Annotated in this window: 15 protein-coding genes, 2 tRNA genes and 1 rRNA gene; 14 read left to right on the top strand and 4 right to left on the bottom strand. The window is 41.0% G+C overall.

Annotated features, from left to right (window positions below; genetic code table 11):
* The first annotated feature begins 83 nt into the window (after window positions 1–83).
* The 8 genes from MJO53_RS04285 to MJO53_RS04250 all read left to right on the top strand — a co-directional run bounded on the left by MJO53_RS04285 (window position 84) and on the right by MJO53_RS04250 (window position 5,330).
* Window positions 84–239, top strand: a complete 156-nt coding sequence (locus tag MJO53_RS04285) for a YqaE/Pmp3 family membrane protein (protein WP_224837819.1) — start codon at window positions 84–86, stop codon at window positions 237–239.
* 126 nt (window positions 240–365) lie between these two features.
* Window positions 366–1,100, top strand: a complete 735-nt coding sequence (locus MJO53_RS04280) for a hypothetical protein (RefSeq protein ID WP_224837818.1) — start codon at window positions 366–368, stop codon at window positions 1,098–1,100.
* 32 nt (window positions 1,101–1,132) lie between these two features.
* The gene (gene lipB / locus MJO53_RS04275; protein WP_252080599.1) at window positions 1,133–1,849 is read left to right on the top strand and encodes a lipoyl(octanoyl) transferase LipB; all 717 of its coding nucleotides are present in this window, start codon (window positions 1,133–1,135) and stop codon (window positions 1,847–1,849) included.
* 133 nt (window positions 1,850–1,982) lie between these two features.
* Window positions 1,983–3,014 carry an OmpA family protein gene (locus MJO53_RS04270; RefSeq protein WP_224837816.1) on the top strand — a complete coding sequence of 344 codons (1,032 nt, stop codon included), beginning with the start codon at window positions 1,983–1,985 and terminating at the stop codon, window positions 3,012–3,014.
* Window positions 3,015–3,223: 209 nt separating this feature from the next.
* Window positions 3,224–3,898 (top strand): hypothetical protein, encoded by a 675-nt coding sequence (locus tag MJO53_RS04265; RefSeq protein WP_252080598.1) that lies wholly within the window; start codon window positions 3,224–3,226, stop codon window positions 3,896–3,898.
* Window positions 3,899–4,121: 223 nt separating this feature from the next.
* Window positions 4,122–4,532 carry an outer membrane beta-barrel protein gene (locus MJO53_RS04260; protein WP_252080597.1) on the top strand — a complete coding sequence of 137 codons (411 nt, stop codon included), beginning with the start codon at window positions 4,122–4,124 and terminating at the stop codon, window positions 4,530–4,532.
* Window positions 4,533–4,535: 3 nt separating this feature from the next.
* Window positions 4,536–4,763: an outer membrane beta-barrel protein gene (locus tag MJO53_RS04255; RefSeq protein WP_252080596.1), complete on the top strand. Its 228-nt coding sequence runs from the start codon at window positions 4,536–4,538 to the stop codon at window positions 4,761–4,763.
* Window positions 4,764–4,790: 27 nt separating this feature from the next.
* Entirely contained in the window at window positions 4,791–5,330 is a 540-nt protein-coding gene (locus MJO53_RS04250; RefSeq protein WP_252080595.1) for a hypothetical protein, read from the top strand.
* A 65-nt stretch (window positions 5,331–5,395) separates the two neighbouring features.
* Here the strand turns inward: MJO53_RS04250 and MJO53_RS04245 are convergent, their stop codons facing one another.
* From MJO53_RS04245 to MJO53_RS04230, 4 genes are all read right to left on the bottom strand, one after another.
* Window positions 5,396–6,088, bottom strand: a complete 693-nt coding sequence (locus MJO53_RS04245; RefSeq protein WP_252080594.1) for a hypothetical protein — start codon at window positions 6,086–6,088, stop codon at window positions 5,396–5,398.
* 14 nt (window positions 6,089–6,102) lie between these two features.
* Entirely contained in the window at window positions 6,103–7,419 is a 1,317-nt protein-coding gene (locus MJO53_RS04240) for an OmpA family protein (protein WP_252080593.1), read from the bottom strand.
* 127 nt (window positions 7,420–7,546) lie between these two features.
* A complete protein-coding gene (locus MJO53_RS04235) occupies window positions 7,547–10,000 on the bottom strand; it encodes a ribonuclease HII (RefSeq protein WP_252080592.1) in 2,454 nt (817 codons plus the stop codon).
* Between the two features lie 29 nt (window positions 10,001–10,029).
* Window positions 10,030–10,626, bottom strand: coding sequence for a ribonuclease HII (locus MJO53_RS04230; RefSeq protein ID WP_252080591.1), 597 nt, complete (start codon window positions 10,624–10,626; stop codon window positions 10,030–10,032).
* A gap of 233 nt (window positions 10,627–10,859) precedes the next feature.
* Here MJO53_RS04230 and MJO53_RS04225 point away from each other — a divergent pair, with 233 nt between their 5' ends.
* The 6 genes from MJO53_RS04225 (at window position 10,860) to MJO53_RS04200 (ending at window position 19,608) form a co-directional block, all read left to right on the top strand.
* Window positions 10,860–13,937: a SusC/RagA family TonB-linked outer membrane protein gene (locus MJO53_RS04225; protein WP_252080590.1), complete on the top strand. Its 3,078-nt coding sequence runs from the start codon at window positions 10,860–10,862 to the stop codon at window positions 13,935–13,937.
* Window positions 13,938–13,977: 40 nt separating this feature from the next.
* A complete protein-coding gene (locus MJO53_RS04220) occupies window positions 13,978–15,285 on the top strand; it encodes a RagB/SusD family nutrient uptake outer membrane protein (RefSeq protein ID WP_224837808.1) in 1,308 nt (435 codons plus the stop codon).
* A 116-nt stretch (window positions 15,286–15,401) separates the two neighbouring features.
* Complete coding sequence (locus MJO53_RS04215) at window positions 15,402–17,438, top strand: putative porin (RefSeq protein WP_252080589.1); 2,037 nt, start codon at window positions 15,402–15,404, stop codon at window positions 17,436–17,438.
* Between the two features lie 291 nt (window positions 17,439–17,729).
* A 16S ribosomal RNA gene (locus MJO53_RS04210) occupies window positions 17,730–19,255 on the top strand.
* Window positions 19,256–19,359: 104 nt separating this feature from the next.
* Window positions 19,360–19,433: transfer RNA gene (locus MJO53_RS04205), tRNA-Ile, on the top strand.
* A gap of 101 nt (window positions 19,434–19,534) precedes the next feature.
* Window positions 19,535–19,608, top strand: a tRNA-Ala gene (locus tag MJO53_RS04200).
* Window positions 19,609–19,765: the final 157 nt, after the last annotated feature.

The raw sequence follows: 19,765 nt of genomic DNA, 5'->3' as shown, positions 1-19,765 counted from the left end.
TTTTGGTTAAAAATAGTCGTTTTTCTGTAACAGAACAGGTATTTTAACTACCTATAAGTAATCATCAATCAAAAATCAAATCAATGAGTTTCTGGAGAGTTTTATTGGCCATTCTGTTTCCTCCCCTTTCCGTAATCGGGAAAGGATGTGGGTCTATTTTAATTGTTTTTTTACTTACCCTTTGCGGTTGGGTCCCAGGCGTTATCGCGGCTTTGATAATTTTGAACAACACCAATTGATCGTAGCTTATCCAAAAAAGCCGTGTCTTGTTGTGCATATGTGGGGTTAATGGTATTTTTAGCGCGCTTTTGGTAATAGTTAAATCAAAAGTGATAGAACGATAAACAACTAACCATTACATAAACATGAAGAAACTTAAGTACGTTATAATTTCCATTTTGGGCCTTTTGGCATCGTGCAATTTTACCGAGGAACTCCATTTGAACGAAGACGGGTCGGGCAAGTTGTCCATAAAGTTTGATGGTTCAGAAATGATGGATATGGCAGGGGACGAAATGGCCAAGGAAAACGAAGAAGCCATAGATTCCATTATTTCGTTCAAAGATTTTTTGGAAGAGCACAAGGATAGTATTGCACAATTGCCTCAAGAGGAACAGGCAAAACTGAAAAAATTGGAGCCATTTAATATGCATATGGTTATGAATCCGGATACCAAAGAGATGAAGTTTGATCTTTTTAGCGATTTTAAGGATGTGAACCAAGTGAACGATGCATTCAATGCTTTCCATAATGCAAGTTCCATCGGGAACAAAACCAATACCCAACAAGGTCCGATACAGCCTGCAGAGCAACCTACCGAGGTAAAGTATACATTCAAAAAGAACAAGTTTAGCCGTACGGCAAAGATTTTGGACCAAGAGCTGTTTCAGCAACAATTGGATAGCATGCAGGGCGGCGAAATGTTTCTTTCGGGGTCTACGTATACCCTAAAGTATCATTTTCCCAGAAAAATAAAATCTACATCAGCAAAAGAAGCAACCTTTAGTCAAGATGGTAAGACCTTGATTTTTGAGGTTAACTTTTTGGATATGATGAACGACCCCACCATTTTGGATTTGGAGGTGGAATTGGAGAAATAGTTTTCCATAATTGAGCTTCGTATCTTTGTAACATGAATAAGAAAGTTGCGTTACAGGATCTGGGGTTTAAAGATTACAAGGAGACTTGGGATTACCAAGAATCCCTTTTTAAGGATATTGTGGATGCCAAAATTCGCAACCGAAGAGAAGAAGCAGGTCTTGAAACTCCCAATCATTTTTTGTTTGTGGAACACCCTCACGTATATACACTTGGAAAAAGTGGCGATATCAATAATTTATTGGTGGACGAGAAGGCCTTGGAGGCCAAAGGAGCTACTTTTTATAAAATAAACCGTGGTGGCGATATCACGTATCACGGTCCGGGTCAAGTAGTGGGCTACCCCATTTTGGATCTGGACAATTTTTTTACCGATATACACAAGTACTTACGTTTATTGGAGGAAATGGTAATACTCACCCTGCGAGAATATGGCCTTAAGGCCGAGCGTTCCGAAGGAGAAACAGGGGTGTGGCTGGATGTAGGCACCCCTTTTGCCCGTAAAATATGTGCCATGGGCGTGCGTGCCAGCCGTTGGGTAACCATGCACGGTTTTGCCTTGAACGTAAATGCCGATCTAGGTTATTTTGACCTCATGATTCCGTGCGGCATTAAGGATAAGGCCGTGACTTCCCTTAATGTGGAACTGGGCCAAAAAGAAGTGGATATGGAAGAAGTGAAACAAAAACTTCTCAAATATTTTACCACACTTTTTGAGGCAGAGTTGATACAAGAAAAAGAAGGCGTATAGTGTCGGATTATTTGATTTATCAATCCAAACAGGGCATTGGTCAATTTATGGCATTCTGTGGATTGGAAAAGCACTAGTTTAACCGAACCTGAGGAGAAACCTTAGTGCTAAGAAAAATCAAATAAAACCAAGAATGAAAAAAAATTATCTAATTGGCTTGCTTGCCATTGTCACTGTATTGTCCTGTAAAAAAGAAAAAGGAGGAACAGTCGATCAAACTACTGTAAACCCCGTTGCCGAAACAGAAGTGGGCAAGGTAGAAATTGAGCCCAAAAGTTCCACGGTAGCTTTTACTTGGGATAAAATTCCGTTGACCCTTAAAGATATAGGAGGGTTTCCTTACATAACACCCCCCAGTGGAATGATCATTGACGAAAATACCAGCGCTACCGAATCCTATGATTTTCATAAACTTGAAATGTTTGATGGCAATTCATTTTTTGATATTGAAGGACGTGTGGAAAAAATGGGAATCCAGATGGATGACGATAAGGATTGGAATCAGTATTTTTTCGATAAAAGTGTTAAGGAATATTTGAAAGAAATTGGTGCCGAACTTGTTTTTGAAGGAAACATACCTGATAGCCTGATAAATGAAAAAGGTGAAACAGTGAACGATCGCCACGCTTATTTCAATAACTTTTATGTTGGTGATATAGTGAATTCTCCCATCCGAATGTATGTTCTAAAAACACCAACCAAAAAAATTGGTATTCAGGTCTATTCCGATACTGCTAGGGGGCAGATCGGTGTGGTGGAATCTAAAGATTTTGAGCAAACTATCGAAAAAATAACAGCAGATAAAATTATCGACGATATCAATTCCAAAGGTTTTGCCACCCTCCATATTAATTTTGATACAGGCAAATCCAGAATCAAATCAGAATCTTATGAAATTGTGAGCGAGATCACCAAAATGTTAAATGCCAATCCCGATTTAAAAATTAGTATTGAGGGTCACACGGATAATGTTGGGAGCGAACAGGCCAATATGAAATTATCTAAAAATAGGGCGAAATCAGTTCTTATCGCTTTGGTGGACGAAGGTGTTGATGAATCAAGATTGAAGAGTGAAGGTTATGGGCAGAGCATGCCCATTGGTGACAACGCCACAGAGGAGGGGAAAGCTCTAAATAGAAGAGTTGAGCTTCGAAAGATAGATTGAAAATTTCAAATGTTACAGAAAAAGCCTATTTGTTGTTGATAGAGTCCGTGAGCAGATTTTAAAGTTTAGTATGCCCGTTGATAGGCTTGTATCAAAATTTTTATAACTTACTGCTAGTATGCAAGTGTCTGTAATTGGGATAGTTGTTGAATTTTACTTTCCCCAAGATGCTATTTGCGGAATTAAAGTAAAAACCAATTTTCGATACAATGAAAAAAATAATTTTAGCAGTTGTACTTTCAGGAGCTCTAATTTCCTGTAAAAACAGCGATGGAAACAAAACAGAGCTAGATGATTCTGCCATTACAGAAAATTTAGAGGGGGGTTCAGGTAAAACCGAAACCAACTACGTCCTCATCGACTCCGACGAGGCCTTGGTAGCAGCATCCTTAATGGCAGCCCCGGAAGTAAGCCGAGATGGGTGTACCGTAATAGGGTACAACATGGCCGGCGAGTTTGTAACCTTTAAAGAAGGGGACAACGAGTTTATCGTGCTTGTGGATGACCCCAAAAAATCGGGATTTAATTCGGCCTGCTATCACAAAAGTTTGGAACCTTTTATGGCCCGTGGCCGAGAATTAAGGGCAGAGGGGAAATCAGGACCTGAGATCAATGAAATTCGAGAGGCGGAAGCAAAATCCGGTAAACTGGCCATGGGAACACCGGGTGCTACCTTGCATATTTACTTTGGAGAGAGCGATAGGTACGACCCTGCGACCAATAAGGTCGAAGGTGCACATCACCGTTATGTAGTGTATCTGCCGTATGCCACAGCGGCTTCGACCGGGCTTCCAGAAAATCCGATCGGATCTAATCATCCTTGGATAATGAATCCGGGAACACATAGGGCGCACATTATGATCTCACCTCTACACAAGAATTGACTAGAGTAACATTTGGAAAAAAAACCGAGGCAAACGCCTCGGTTTTCTTTTTTACGATGATTTGTAGAGAGTTCGGATAAGTTTTTATTCTATGTTTTGCTATCCGTCAATCGAGAATGGGCATTCGTCAATTTACGGTATGCTATTTGGTTTATACTCGTTACTTTCCCCACCGCCGAATTAATAACGGTCATTTAACTAATTAATCATCTTACATCTAAAAATGAAAAAAGCAAACCTACTTGTTGCCCTATTAATTTGTTTTACAGCATCAGCACAATTAGACAATACCTTTGGAATAAAGGCTGGAACTAATTATTCCCAATTTCGTCCTGATATAGAGTTCTATGGTGTAAAGGCTCTGGATTTTCAAGGAAAAATCGGCTATTATGTTGGTGGGTTTTTTAATATCAGCATTTCAGATAAGACAAGTATCAGACCTGAATTATTATTGGCCAACCAAGGGACAAGAACTTTAAGTGAAGTTTACGTAGAGTATGTAGATTATAATAAAGACCCCATGGCAGGGGAAGTTGTTACTAAGGTAAATGAATTGATAATTTTGTTGCCTGTTAACGTTAGGATTGAATTGGTTGAGCGTTTTTATCTGGAACTGGGTATACAGCCAGGGTAAGCATTGAAAAGAACGGAAGTTGTTAAAAAACTTCCATTTGATCCTTCATTGGAGGGTGAAAAGGAGACGTATTCTAACTTTGATAGGTTTGATTTTAGTTTAAATGGGGGACTAGGTTTTGACCTTACAGATCAATTGGAGTTGAACTTGAGGTATAGTTACGGATTGATAGAACGAGATGATGCTTATAAAACCTCAGTAATTAGTTTGGGGCTAGGACTTAAAATTTAAATAATTAATCAAACACAACCATAACTTATGAAATACTTGAAAATTTGCCTTTTTACCCTTTTAATAGTTGCCTGTAGCAAGGATGATGCTACGTCAAATTTAAGTTTGGATGTGCAATTGGTAGGTAAATGGACAATGACCAATTACTACGATAACACTTTTTTCGTTGAATATCAAAATGGTGTAATTGAAAAAATTGTCCCCGAAGAAACAAATTATGCCATTGAGTTTACCGATAATCCCAAAGAAATAAAGACCACTGGTTTTTTACGCTATTCAAGGGAGGAATATGAAATAGTGGACGGGGAAAAGGTAATTACTGGTCCGGTAGGGACCAATTTTATGGATGGGGATGATGAAGAAGGGTATCATACCGGTACTTGGAAAATTGAAAATGGAAAATTAATTACTACAGGTTTTAACCAAATAGGACCAGATGAGTTTGAAGAGCTTTCCATAATATCAACAATACAATTGAAAGGCAATGTTTTGACATTGACCTTGGACAACGCTCAGTTCGGTTCACATTTAACGGGTGAAATAATTATCGAATATAAGAGGCAATAATATTTCATTGAAAGTTTAGAAAAACCGAGGCATTTGCCTCGGTTTTCTTTTGTAAATAATTATCTCTACTTACTATAGTTTGTCAGGACCATGCTATTGGTCAGTTTTCCACTTTTGTTATACGATTCTTGTTTTACCATGCCCACGCCTTCTGAGAACCACGTGCGTGAGGGCAAGGTTTGGTTGGTCATCATCATTTTGGTCTTGGTCTCGCTGTAGATCACGTAGCAGTCAAACGTGCCGGCAGGTGTGGTCAAACTTTCAAGCTTTTCCACCTTTCGGTTAACGGTTTCCACATTGGTGTTCATATTAATGGCTCCGCCCATTTTCATTTTAATCGAAATATTGGCGTCTGGTAATTCTTGGCCTACCGAAAGACTGTTGGGCAGTTCTATATCGGTTCCGGAAATATCCATTTCAACATCTCCCATTTGACTTAGCATTTGTTCGTTCATCAGGGATTTAAAGTCAATTTTAACTATGTCGCCGTCGCAAACTATATCATAATCAGAGGTATAGACCTTGCCCTTTTTGTCCACTATTTCCATTTCCATTGTGGCGCTAATGTTGTTGCCACTGCCTTGTACATTGGTGACTGTATAATTAAACTTGCCGTCCTCTTTTCCTTTTTTGTTATAATTGGTGTATTGTAGTTTGGCACCATCGACCATGGGATAGTAAGTGCTGCAAGTGTTCTGTGCATGTACAATGGTTATGGTGAACGTGGCAATAAATAGTGTGGTAAATAAACGTTTCATTTTCTACGGAGATATTATTTTTTAATGAATTCAACTCTTCGGTTCTGTGCTTTGCCTTGTGCGGAACTGTTGTCGGCAACAGGTTCCGATTCTCCTTTTCCATCGGAGGTCAAGCGGTCCGGAGATATTCCATAAACGGATACTAAAGCATTTTTTACGGCCTCTGCCCGATTTTTGGAAAGTGCCATATTGCTTTCGTCGGTACCATCGGAATCGGTATGGCCAACTATGTTGAGGCTGATGGAGGAATCCTGGTTCAACACTTGGGAAATCTGCCTTATAATTCCCATGGATTGCGGAAGTATTTCTGCGGAGCCAGAATTGAACAGAATACCATTGGTGGAAATTTTTCCTTCGGACATTAGTTTTCTTCTCAAATCAACACCGCCTTCGGCAACCTTGAGATTGCTGATCAATACTTGCTCTTGATTGTTCTGGGTATCTATTCCGTTTACGTATAGCTTTAGATGGTTTATTTTTTCTGGGTCCACTATAAATTGAGGTAGATCAACGATCTTGTTCTGGTTGATCCATAAGCGGTATCGGTTTTTATTTACGGCAATGGAGACATGGGCCACATCTTGAAATATATCCCGCAAGTCCTGTTGCATGGTATTTTGGATAGGGGATGGGTCGTTGCTAAAATTATTGTCCACCTTAACGCCAATGGGAATATATTGGCAAAACGAGAGACTGGACAATGCATTGTTTTCGTTTGTGGTCAGGTTGGCGGTCTCCGACAAATAAATGCGCATTACAGCTTGGGAACTTGTGTTCTTGGTTAGGTTTACCGCTCTTATATCGAATTCGATGGTGAAATCTTCTGGCAGGTCGGTTCCTAAGTTGGGTACGGTAAGGCTTCTATTGGCTATGGCGTACCATTTACCGGGCATATTGCCCAGGGTCACCACTTCGCCGGAACCGTTGGTGTTCCATTTAGATGGAAAATCTCCAATGAAATCATCATTAAAATCATCAAAGAACAATGGTTTGTCTCCCGGGACAAAATCGAACTTACTATAAACTTGGATGGTCTGGGGTTCGGCCTTTACCGGCCCCGAGGTGTTGGAATTTTCATTGGTGCCACCAGGAATGTTTCCGGTTTCTGGATTGTTGCCTGGGGATTGTTTTCCGCCAGTGCCCGGTTCCAGAATACTGTCCAGGACTTGGTCTGTTTTTTTTGAAGTTTCTCTATCTACCCGATTTTCAACGGTACGTTCGGCTGCCTGTTCGGCTTTTTTGGCCAATTTTTTAAAAAATTGGGCTTCTGCACTGGCAGCCATCAACAGTGTAATTGACAAACAGTAGAGTAGTTTGCTGGAGGTTTTCATTTTTACTAGTGTTTTTTTAGTTTGTGATATAGCAATACCGTACAAACTACTAAAATGAAAACTACACTATGATCAAATATGTGTATTTCGTTTAAACTATTGTATAGGTAGCAGTTACGAGATCTTGTTAATTGATTTTGTACACGATCAACGAGTTGTCCTGGTCCTTGGCGACCAGCTCCAGTTTTTTGTCATTGTCCATATCCGAGAGGTCGATCAGGGAACTGCCATAAACCGGAAAGTTTGGTATGGGCTTGGCTTGACTATCAAATAAATAGATTTGTTGGTTTTGGATGTCCGTTACAGCAACATAGATTTTATCGTAGATATAGAATATTTTTGGCTTGGAATAAACTCCTAGTTCCAATTCAACTTTTTTTCCTTTAATGCTTAGGATATTGTCGTCCATAAATACCAAAGTATTGCTTGTGGCATAATAACCGTGGTCCGCGTTTAAGTTAAAATTGGTGGCCACTAGTTTTCCATTTGTGTCTATTTGGTGCAAAACCCCGGCTTTGTTCGTTACCGAGAACTTATTTTTATAAAGGAATACTTCGTTGTTGGAAAAATCTATTTTCTCGGCCACCTTTATACGGTCGCTGCCAACACGATGCAGTATTCTTAGGGTATTGTTATCCTGTTTAAATACCAAATAATCCTTGTTGCCCACCCTAAAATGTTTGGGAGCCCCAAGGATGTTGCTTGGAGCTTCCTTAAACGTGAAACCGTTTACAATTTTTCCTTGGTTGTTGTACATAAATACTTTTTTGCCCTGTGTGATCACAAAGCGGTAATTACGGCTGCCATCGTAATCAAAAACGGCAAGTGGGTTTAGATTACCTCCATCAAAATCAATGTTAAAAGGTGCTACTTCGTCCCCATTGCGATCTATGATCAAAAATTTATCGTTGGTGCAAAAGGCCAATTGTAGTTTTCCGTTTTTGTAGATATCAACCTGTTGGATGTCACCTTGTATCCTTCCGTCCAATTGTTTGGTCCAGAGAATTTTTCCGTCGGTGGAAATTAGATAGAGAACATTGTTCTGATCTTGCACTACAACTTCTTGTTTTTTGGTCCGGTGGTTTTTCACGAATTGTGGGTCAGTGGCCAAATCGGTGTTCAGTTCCAATGTAAATAGGGGCGATACGGTATTTTGTTCTTGTCTTTTGGCAATTTTGGACACAAGAATATTAAAATGCCCAAAGCCGTTGTCCATTACCATTTGTGAGGCAAAAACTTGATCCTTAAAATCGCTGTCTTTGATGTCGGAAACCATTTCAGTGGAAAGTTCTCGCTCTGCAAGTAAATTGATACCTGTTTCATCCGAAACAAACAGGATGCTGGATTCATTTGCCAAAGAAGCCTTTGCGGTGAGATAGCCTTGATCTTTATCCAATGAGGATGAACTTTTGTAGCTACTGACTATGGTTTGTAATGCTTCCTTGTTTTCGGAAAAAATAAAGCTATTATCAAGTAATGTGCAAAAATTGGATTCAAAATTTTGTACAAGCGGCGTAAAACTCTGCTCCACCCATCTTTTTTCTTGAAGCTCCAATATCTCGTTGCCTTGGTAGGTTTGTGAAGCTGTTTTCCTTTGATCAAGATAATCGTATAGACTTTCTGTGCCGAAAGATTTTAACAGTACAACCTTTTGGTTGTTCAAATAGATCACACCGACTTCCTCTATGGTGTTAAAAAGGGAGTCCACTTTTCTGACCCTATCCAAATAGTTGTTTTGATTTTTAGCGAATACCTGATAATCGTCAAAAGTATACGATACAATAGCCTGGGCATTAATTGGCGCATATGTCGGCGTTTTGTTGGAAAGGGGAGAGGTGCCCTTGAACAAATTGACGAAGCTTTTTATGGAATCTGGTGCCATGGCCACTCCGTTTAGATTGACTTCGTCCGAATTGGCGGTAAAATCCAACGATATCCATGAAGAAAACGGATTGGCGATTTCATGGATCTCTTTTACCGGTAGCAGGGCGGCATTGCTGGCCGGATTTATAAACAGAGTAGCTGATTTGTTTTTGGAACTGGCCTGGTACAATTTTTCCAAAACCGGGTCTACCAAAGTGTTGTGGCCAAGCCGAACGATGTTCTCCAAAAGCATCAGGGAGGAACTCATCAAAATCTCCTTGTTTTTATTGAGGCTAAAAACCTCCAGTCCATCCAGGCTGTATTTTGTAATGTTGGCACCCTCATAGCTCAAGGTTTCAACCGTTTTGTTCGCAACGCTATCTACATTGAACAGCCCGGATTCATTTTTTGCGGCCAGTACGTAATCAAAATTGTCCTTGCCTACTTCATAAAGAGCAAGTATACAGGTCTGTTCTGTATTGAGGTGATCCAGTCCTTTTACCCTTGCCATTATTTCTTGCAAGCCGGAAAATCGCTCTACCGATTGTAGCGATGCGTTGTTCTTTAGCTCACTTTTAAAATTGGTGAGATTGGATATTTTGATAACAAGGGAAGGGTCGGGCGGTAAATGTTCCAATAAAGAATCTTTGGTCTTTACTTCTTTTGTGCAGGATAGTAGGATTAAGGGGAGCAAACAAAAAAGTACCTTTGGTCTCATTCTTGAAGTTTGACACAAAGTTAGCGTTTTTAAATATCCAGTGTCAACTGATCGGGAAGTTGTCTAAAGCTTTTTCGATGGTATTTTGTTAGGCCATGTTTTAGAATGGCCTCCCTGTGTTCTTTTGTAGGGTAACCTTTGTTTTTTTTCCAATTGTACATGGGGAACTCTTCATGGATCTTGGCCATGTACTCATCTCGGTAGGTTTTTGCCAAAACAGAGGCGGCTGCAATGCTCATGTATTTTCCGTCACCTTTTACGATGCATTCGTGTTCAATATTTGGATAAGGTTTAAATCGGTTTCCATCCACTATAATAAAGGAAGGGCGTGGCTCTAGTTTGTCTATAGCCCTGTGCATTGCTAAAAAGGAAGCGTTTAAAATGTTTATTTCGTCGATTTCTTCCTGAAAAACATGGCAAACGGAATAAGAGACGGCTTCTTTTTCCAAAATAGGCCTTAACCTGGCTCGTTTGTTTTCAGAAAGCTGTTTCGAGTCGTTTAGGATGTTGTTGGAAAATTTGGGCGGTAGAATTATCGCTGCAGCGGTTACGGGGCCAGCGAGGCAGCCTCTTCCGGCTTCGTCGGTGCCGGTTTCAACAACGGAACGGTAACACAACTTTAACATAAATTATCAAAATTTAACAGTGTCGCTATCAAGAAATGCATTTTAATTAAAGAAAAGTTAAAAAAATTCTTACATATCACATATATAGGGATTTGTGTTGCTAATAATATGTTAAAATTATCAAAAATATTGATTATTGTTGGCTTTGTCGGTTCTGGGCAAAGGTGTTAATTTTTTTGAATATTAACTTTTTATATTGATTTTTGGGCGGACTAATTCAAAAAATGAAATAAATGAAAGCTAAGTTAGCATGGATGCTGACGCCTTTGTTGGCGTTGTGCATTTCTTTCTCTTACGCACAAGAGAAAACAGTTTCAGGAAATGTGACCGACCAAGATGGTTTGCCACTTCCTGGTGTGGCCGTAGTCGTTGTTGGAACGTCAAACGGAACACAAACGGATTTTGATGGTAATTACACAATTGCCGTAAGTACAGGTCAAGTATTGCGTTTTAGCTATATCGGCCAAAAAACAGTCGATAGAACGGTAGGTGCTTCTTCAAGCATAAACGTTCAGATGGAGCAAGATGCTCAGGCTCTGGAAGAGGTTGTAGTGGTAGGTTTTGGTGAGCAGACCAAGAAATCTTTGACTACATCGGTTGCCAAAGTAGATGCCGAGACGGTAAAAAACATTGTTACACCAACAATTTCTGGAGCTCTTCAGGGTGCTGCGAACGGATTGCAGGTTAACCAGAACTCTGGTGCTCCCGGAACTGCGTTCTCTGTTAGAGTTCGTGGTGCGAGTTCCATTAATGGTTCCAATGAGCCTTTATATGTGGTGGATGGAGTGCCGATTTTGTCAGGTTCAGTGGGTGCTAACGCATTCGGTGGTCAGGACAATGATGTTTTGGCGAACCTGAACTTTAACGACATTGAATCTATTCAGGTATTGAAAGATGCTTCTTCTGCCGCAATTTACGGTGCTCGAGGGGCAAATGGTGTTGTTTTGATTACCACTAAAAGAGGTAAGGCTGGTAAAGTTACTGTTGAGGTTAACTCACAAATTGGTTACCAGAAAGAAATTAACAGGTATGAAGTGTTTACGGCTGGTCAATATTATCAGTTTGCGGATACTGCTTTTGAGGATGCTTTCGGTGCTCCGGGACTGCTGTCTACAGGAGGTCTAGGTGCAAGTTTTCCAAATATTTTGGACCAGCAAGGTTTTGCTTCTTTAGATGAGTTGTATGCTTCGGATTGGGGGGATAACTATGTAGATGCAATCTACAGGGGTAGTCCAGCGGTAGTCAAAACTATGGATGTTACTGTGTCTGGAGGGTCCGAAAAGGCTCGTTTCTATGCAAACTTTTCTGACTTTAATCAAGAAGGTGTAATCAAAAATCAAGGTTTCGATCGTAGGTCTTTGACTTTTAATGCAAATTTCAAAGCTACAGATAAGCTTGATTTGGATGCTGCTGTAACAGTTTCACAGTCTGATAACTCTAGGATCAACGGAGATAACAATATCTATGGGGCGTTAACTACCTCGGTTCTTGAAACTCCCGGTAATACTTTGTTTAATGAGGATGGTACTTACAATACAAGTCCATTTACATTTTCGAACCCATTACAAAACGCTGTAGTGGATAAATCGGATACAAGAACTTTTAGAATGATCTCTAATTTAGGATTAAGATATAAGTTTACGCCTAAGATCAATGTTTATTCCAAGGCTTCTTTGGAAAGGTTGGATTTTAAAGAATTGGTTTTCACTCCGGCCACATCCAGACGAGGTATTGCTTCGGGCGGTGATTCAACAAAGGAAATCAACCTGATCAATAGATGGAATGTTACAACTACATTAAATTATAGTGATACCTTTGGTAATTGGGATTTAAGTGGGCTATTAGGTTATACTTTCGAAGGTACCAATACGGATGATATCGTAACCCAAACTCAGAGTATTCCTGCAGGTTTTGAATTGCCTGGTGCTGGAGCTGTTCCAATTGATGCGTTCAATGAGATTAGAGAAAACAAAATTTTCTCATATTTTGGTAGAGTGGGTCTTTCATACAAAGAAAAAGTGTTTCTTGAAGGAACTATGAGAGCGGATGCTTCCTCTGTTTTTGGTGCGGGCAATGCAATTGGATACTTTCCAGCTGCGTCTGCTGCATATTTGATGTCTGAGGAGGATTGGTTCAAGAACAATGTTCTAACCACTTTTAAAGTAAGAGCGTCGTGGGGTAAAACAGGTAACCAATCCGGTATTGGGAACTTTGGTTCAAGATTTTTGGCAGGGGTGACCAACTATGCTCCAAGACCTGGTACTGCAATTACTCAATTGGGTGCTCCTGATTTATCATGGGAAACCACTACGCAGTACGACCTTGGTGCTGATATCACATTGTTCAATAAAATTGATATTGCCTATGATTACTACAACAAGGAAACAACCGATGTACTGTTATCAAGGCCACTAAGAAACTCTTCTGGTTTTACTACTGTTAACGCCAATGTTGGTGACATTTCCAACAAAGGGCATGAAATCTCGATCAATGCTAGGATTTTCGAAGGTGATTTCTCTTGGACTTCCCAGTTCCAGGTGGCATATTTAGATAATGAAGTTACATCTTTGCAAACAGATGCTGCAGGGGAGTTCATTCCGATTGATCAAGGATTTGCAAATAGAATTGCTGTAGGTCAGCAGTTGGGTGCGTTCTTTGGATTGGAGGCCGATGGATTATGGCAAGAAGGCGAAACAATACCAGATGCTTTAGTGGCAAGGGGTGTTGAAGCTGGTGATGTAAAGTATGTAGATCAAGATGGAAATGGTGATATTAATGCCAATGACCGTGTATTTATAGGGAATCCATTGCCAAAGTGGACTGGTAACTTTAGAAATACATTTAGGTTCAAAGGCTTTGATCTTTCAGCGAACTTCCAATTCGAAGAAGACAAAGACATATTTAACAACTCCATGGCGTTTGGTGGAGCTACGGGTTCTTGGAGCTTTAATAAGTTTGCGAGCCAATTGGATTACTGGACTCCAGAAAATACCGATACAGATATTCCTAGACCAAGATTTGGTGGAGTTCAATCGTACAACAACCAAGATTCTTCTAGACTTATTGAGGATGCATCTTACGTAAGATTGAAAGAAATCGTATTGGGTTATACTTTTTCTCCAGAATTGTTGGGTAATGGAATGTCTTTAAGGGTATATGTTGGTGGAGACAACCTGGTTACTTGGACAGATTACTCAGGTCTTGATCCAGAGGTTAACACTTTTGGTAATACTAATGCTTCAAGAGGAACCGACTTCTTTACGCAAGGTTTGAATAGAACATATAAATTCGGGGTTAACTTTAAATTCTAAATAAAGTAATATGAAAATTTTAAAATATTTAATGATTTCATTGGCTGTAATATCTTACAGTTGTGCCGATGATTTTATAGATACAACTCCCACGCTCGAATTGCCAGGGGAGACTGCGATTACCGATGTGGCCTCAGCTGAGAGTGCATTGATCGGTATGTATAGTGCTATGCAGTTTATTGGAAATTTTGGTGGGGATGATGCATTCATTTCTGGTTTGTATGCGGATGAATTGTCTCATACAGGCTCTTTTCCAAGTTTTGCAGAAATGGGTGCTAATGACCCTGCCTTGAACAATGTGGAAATAACAGGATATTGGAACGACCATTATGCTGCCATATACAGGGCTAACTTTATAATTAATGCAATTGCTAATCCGGAATATGGAATCTCCCAAGATTCACAAAATAGGATTGGAGGCCAAGCAAGAGCGGCTAGAGCAATGATGTATTATAAATTGGTTAAGGTTTTTGGAGGAGTTCCAATAATACTTGATGCTTTTACGTCGTCAACTGATATCGATACAAACCCAACACCAAGATCAAGTGTGGATGCTGTATATGATTTGATTTATTCTGACATTACAACGGCGGTTAATGTATTGCCCGAAGGTTTGGGACTGTACTTCTTTAACAAAGATGCTGCTAGAGTTCTGAAAGCTAAAATTGAGATGGAATTGGGAGATTATACAACTGCTGAGGCCACATTGGCTCCTGTTATCGGTGGGTATAGCCTTGAAACTAATTATGCTTCTTTGTTCCCAGCTGGTGGGGTAGCAGCTAGTTCTTCCGAAACTATTTTTGCTATAGATTTTAACGAGACTGATGGTAGTAACCATGCATTCTTCTTTTTAGATGGAGGACGAGGTGAAGTTGGTCCTAGTGCAGAATTGAGTGGTGCTTTCGAAGCTGGCGATGTGCGATTGGGCCTAATCGATGGAAACAACGATATCGCAAAGTATACCGATGCTGGTGCAGGTAACGATGATGTGTATGTTTTTAGATATGCAGATGTGTTATTGATGCAGGCTGAATTATTGGCTCGAAGAGATGATCCTTCGGCATCTGACTATATTAATATGGTTAGAACAAGGGCTGGACTTGGTGATGTGACAATTAACTCTACTAATGTGGTGGATTTAATCGCACAAGAAAGATTTGTAGAGTTTTTTGGAGAATGTCAGGATAGGTTGTTTACGATAACTAGACTTGGAATTGCCGATGATGTTATATCCAATAAAGCAAACAATACCTATATAGCAGAAAGAAATAATTTATGGCCTATCCCTCAACAAGAGATAGAGCGTAATTCAGAGATTGGTACTGCGGACCAAAACCCTGGATACTAAATATTTCTTAGTAAGAGATTTAAAAACCCTGCCATTTGGCAGGGTTTTTTTGTGTTTGAACTTTTCACATTTCTTTAGAAACAAAACTTTTACCTTTGTCCAAGCAATAACGTGGAATGAGAATTTTATTTGTTACCCTATTTATCTTACTAGGACAATTCATAATGGCGCAGCAGGATTCCTTGCCGCCAACCAAAAAGGCGGATACTTTAGATCTAGATCCAAAAGAAGGTCCTCTTTTGCAATCCAAAGATTCTATAGCCAAGGATAAACCCAAGGGAAATTTAAAGAAACCAGCAAAGCCCACTGCCAAGGATTCTATTACTATCCATGATTACAAGATCATATCCTACAACAAGGATACTACAATTGTAGACACAACACTTACCATTAAAAAGGATTACATATATAATTACCTAAGAAAGGACGATTTCGAGTTAATGCCATTTGCCAACATGGGTCAGCCCTATAATCGGTTAGGTTTAAATTTGTCGGCAACCCCGTATTACCCAAGAATAGGGGCATCTGCAAAACATCCAGGGTATTTCGAGAAAGAAGACGTCAACTATTATAGTGTGCCCACTCCAATGACGGAGCTTATGTTCAAGACCACAATGGAGCAAGGGCAATATTTGGATGCATTGCTCACCTTTAATATTACCAAAAGATTTAACGCATCCATAGCATACAATGGCTTCCGGTCATTGGGCAAATATAGGTACGAAGAAGCACAAGATGGTAAATTTAGGTTTACGTTCAATTATCTTACGGAAAATGGAAGATATGGTATTCGCGGTCATATCGCTGCCCAGGAAATGGAAAGTGAAGAAAGTGGCGGATTATTGGATAGAAATCAGTTTGAAGGAGATTTGCCGGATTTTCAGGACAGGGCTAAAATTGACCTGCTCTACACCAATGCCAATAATCGAATTTTAGGAAAACGATATTACTTTGATCAACACTATAAGCTGGTAAACAAAAAAAAAGATTCATTGGATACGGAACCTACAAGTTTGTCCTTGGGGCATGAATTTAGTTACGAGACTAAAATTTACGATTTTGGGCAATCCGAACAGAACGATGCATTTGGTACCGACCCATTTTTGATCCCCATTGATGATCAGGCGCGGTTAAAAACCATGTATAATAAAGGGAGTGTCGAATTTTTCAACAAAACTTTGGGTAGGGTGTCCGGCAACATGGCACTGTTCAATTACAATTACTTTTTCAACAGTATTCTATTGACCGAAGAAGGTATCATACAGAATAAGTTGGATGGGAATGAGGTATCGATTGGAGGAACTTATGCAAATACAATAGGCCCGCTACATTTGCAGGGAAATCTAAATTACACAGTATCTGGGAACCTAACAGGAAATAATCTTGATGCCATCGCGGCATACAGGCTCAACAAAAACAACAAGATTACAGGGGCCATACATATTTCGTCCCGTATGCCGGACTTCAATTATTTACTTTATCAAAGCGATTATCGAAATTTTAACTGGCAAAACAATAGTACATTCGAAAAAGTACAGACACAGAGCATCGAATTCGGTCTGGACTCTAAATTAGTAGGAAACATTCGAGCAGAATACAGTGCAGTGGATAACTACAGTTATTTTGCATCCACAGCTACCGAAGAAGCCATTGGATTGGGTCAGGAAACCGCTTTTGTAAGGCCATTTCAAGAATCCAGCACAATAAATCACTTAAAAGTAAAGTATGAAAAAGAGGTAAAGTGGAGAAAATGGGCGTTAATGAACACGGTAATGTATCAAAATGTGACACAAGAGAATCAAGTGGTCAATGTGCCCGACCTGGTTACAAGGAATACCTTATACTATTCAAGTGACGTTTTCAAAAAAGCCATGTACATTCAAACAGGAGTGACCTTTAAATATTTTACATCCTATAACATGGACGCCTACCACCCTTTATTGGGTGAATTCTATATTCAGAACAACGAAGAGTTTGGAGCATACCCTTTAATGGATGTATTTATTAATGCCAGGGTAAGACAAACACGGATATATTTAAAGGCCGAACACTTGAATTCTATTTTTTCCGAACCGAATTATTACTCCGCTCCCAATTACCCATACCGGGATTTTGTGATAAGATTCGGATTGGTTTGGAATTTCTTTTCATAAAAATGATAAAGTGTAAAATTTCTGAATACTGAAAAACAAGCACTTATATATAAATTGATTTTTTTTCAAAAAAAACATCCAAAAACATTTTGTGGAAAGAAAATAACCTGCGTATATTTGCACCCGCTTAGCTGATAAGGCAGGGCGCTTCTGAAAAGCCGAAAGGCTAAAATTGGAAGAAAAAAACAAACAAGTTCATATACATATTGTAACGACAGCGTAAGAATTATAAAGAACCATTTTGATGCGGGGACTCGTGTTTTCGGGTGTCGGACAGACATTCAAGGAAATACAATGAAGAGTTTGATCCTGGCTCAGGATGAACGCTAGCGGCAGGCCTAACACATGCAAGTCGAGGGGCAGCGGGAAAAAGCTTGCTTTTTTGCCGGCGACCGGCGCACGGGTGCGGAACGCGTATGGAACCTGCCCCTGTCAGGGGAATAGCCCAGGGAAACTTGGATTAATGCCCCATGGTACCGTTACATCGCATGATGTTTCGGTTAAAGATTTATCGGACAGGGATGGCCATGCGTACCATTAGTTAGTTGGCGGGGTAACGGCCCACCAAGGCAGCGATGGTTAGGGGCCCTGAGAGGGGGATCCCCCACACTGGTACTGAGACACGGACCAGACTCCTACGGGAGGCAGCAGTGAGGAATATTGGACAATGGGCGGGAGCCTGATCCAGCCATGCCGCGTGCAGGATGACTGCCCTATGGGTTGTAAACTGCTTTTATACGGGAAGAAACGCACCTACGTGTAGGTGTCTGACGGTACCGTAAGAATAAGGACCGGCTAACTCCGTGCCAGCAGCCGCGGTAATACGGAGGGTCCGAGCGTTATCCGGAATCATTGGGTTTAAAGGGTCCGTAGGCGGGCCTGTAAGTCAGGGGTGAAAGTTTGTGGCTCAACCATAAAATTGCCTTTGATACTGCAGGTCTTGAGTCATGGTGGGGTTGCCGGAACATGTGGTGTAGCGGTGAAATGCATAGATATCACATAGAACACCGATCGCGAAGGCAGGTGACCAACCATGTACTGACGCTGATGGACGAAAGCGTGGGTAGCGAACGGGATTAGATACCCCGGTAGTCCACGCCGTAAACGATGGATACTAGCTGTGGGGACTTCGGTCTCCGTGGCCAAGCGAAAGTGATAAGTATCCCACCTGGGGAGTACGTTCGCAAGAATGAAACTCAAAGGAATTGACGGGGGCCCGCACAAGCGGTGGAGCATGTGGTTTAATTCGATGATACGCGAGGAACCTTACCAGGGCTTAAATGCAGGCTGCATGGGGTAGAGATACCCCTTTCTTCGGACCGCCTGCAAGGTGCTGCATGGTTGTCGTCAGCTCGTGCCGTGAGGTGTCAGGTTAAGTCCTATAACGAGCGCAACCCCTACCGTTAGTTGCCAGCATGTCAAGATGGGGACTCTAACGGGACTGCCGGTGCAAACCGTGAGGAAGGTGGGGACGACGTCAAATCATCACGGCCCTTACGTCCTGGGCTACACACGTGCTACAATGGCCGGTACAGAGGGAAGCCACCCCGCAAGGGGGCGCGGATCTACAAAACCGGTCACAGTTCGGATCGGGGTCTGCAACTCGACCCCGTGAAGCTGGAATCGCTAGTAATCGGATATCAGCCATGATCCGGTGAATACGTTCCCGGGCCTTGTACACACCGCCCGTCAAGCCATGGAAGCCGGGAGTGCCTGAAGTCCGTCACCGCGAGGAGCGGCCTAGGGCAAAATCGGTAACTAGGGCTAAGTCGTAACAAGGTAGCCGTACCGGAAGGTGCGGCTGGAACACCTCCTTTCTAGAGAAAGAGACGCCCGGAATATCGGGTCCTGCACGAGGTGGTTGTTATAGTATTGCGCTGTCGTTCATAATATGTTACAAATACTGGCAATAGGCCAAGACAGTCTCATAGCTCAGCTGGTTAGAGCGCTACACTGATAATGTAGAGGTCGGCAGTTCGAGTCTGCCTGAGACTACGATGATAAGTTCATTGAGTACTGAGATTAGGAAATTCTAGATGTTGGGTTACCGTTATATAGTACTGTTAACTGATAACTGTTAACTGACAACTGATAATGGGGGATTAGCTCAGCTGGCTAGAGCGCCTGCCTTGCACGCAGGAGGTCATCGGTTCGACTCCGATATTCTCCACATCCGAGTTAGGGGTTCGGAGTTAAAGAGTCAAGAGTGTTTGCTCTGAACTCAACACTGAGAACTCATAACTTGAAAAGTTCATTGACATATTGGGACGGAGCAGGATTGATTTATATCGATCTGTGCGAAGTCAAAGAAGAAACACGAAGTAGAA

Source organism: Flagellimonas marinaquae (assembly GCF_023716465.1).
GTDB classification, from domain to species: domain Bacteria; phylum Bacteroidota; class Bacteroidia; order Flavobacteriales; family Flavobacteriaceae; genus Flagellimonas; species Flagellimonas alginolytica.
This window is presented reverse-complemented; position numbering and strand designations above follow the sequence as displayed.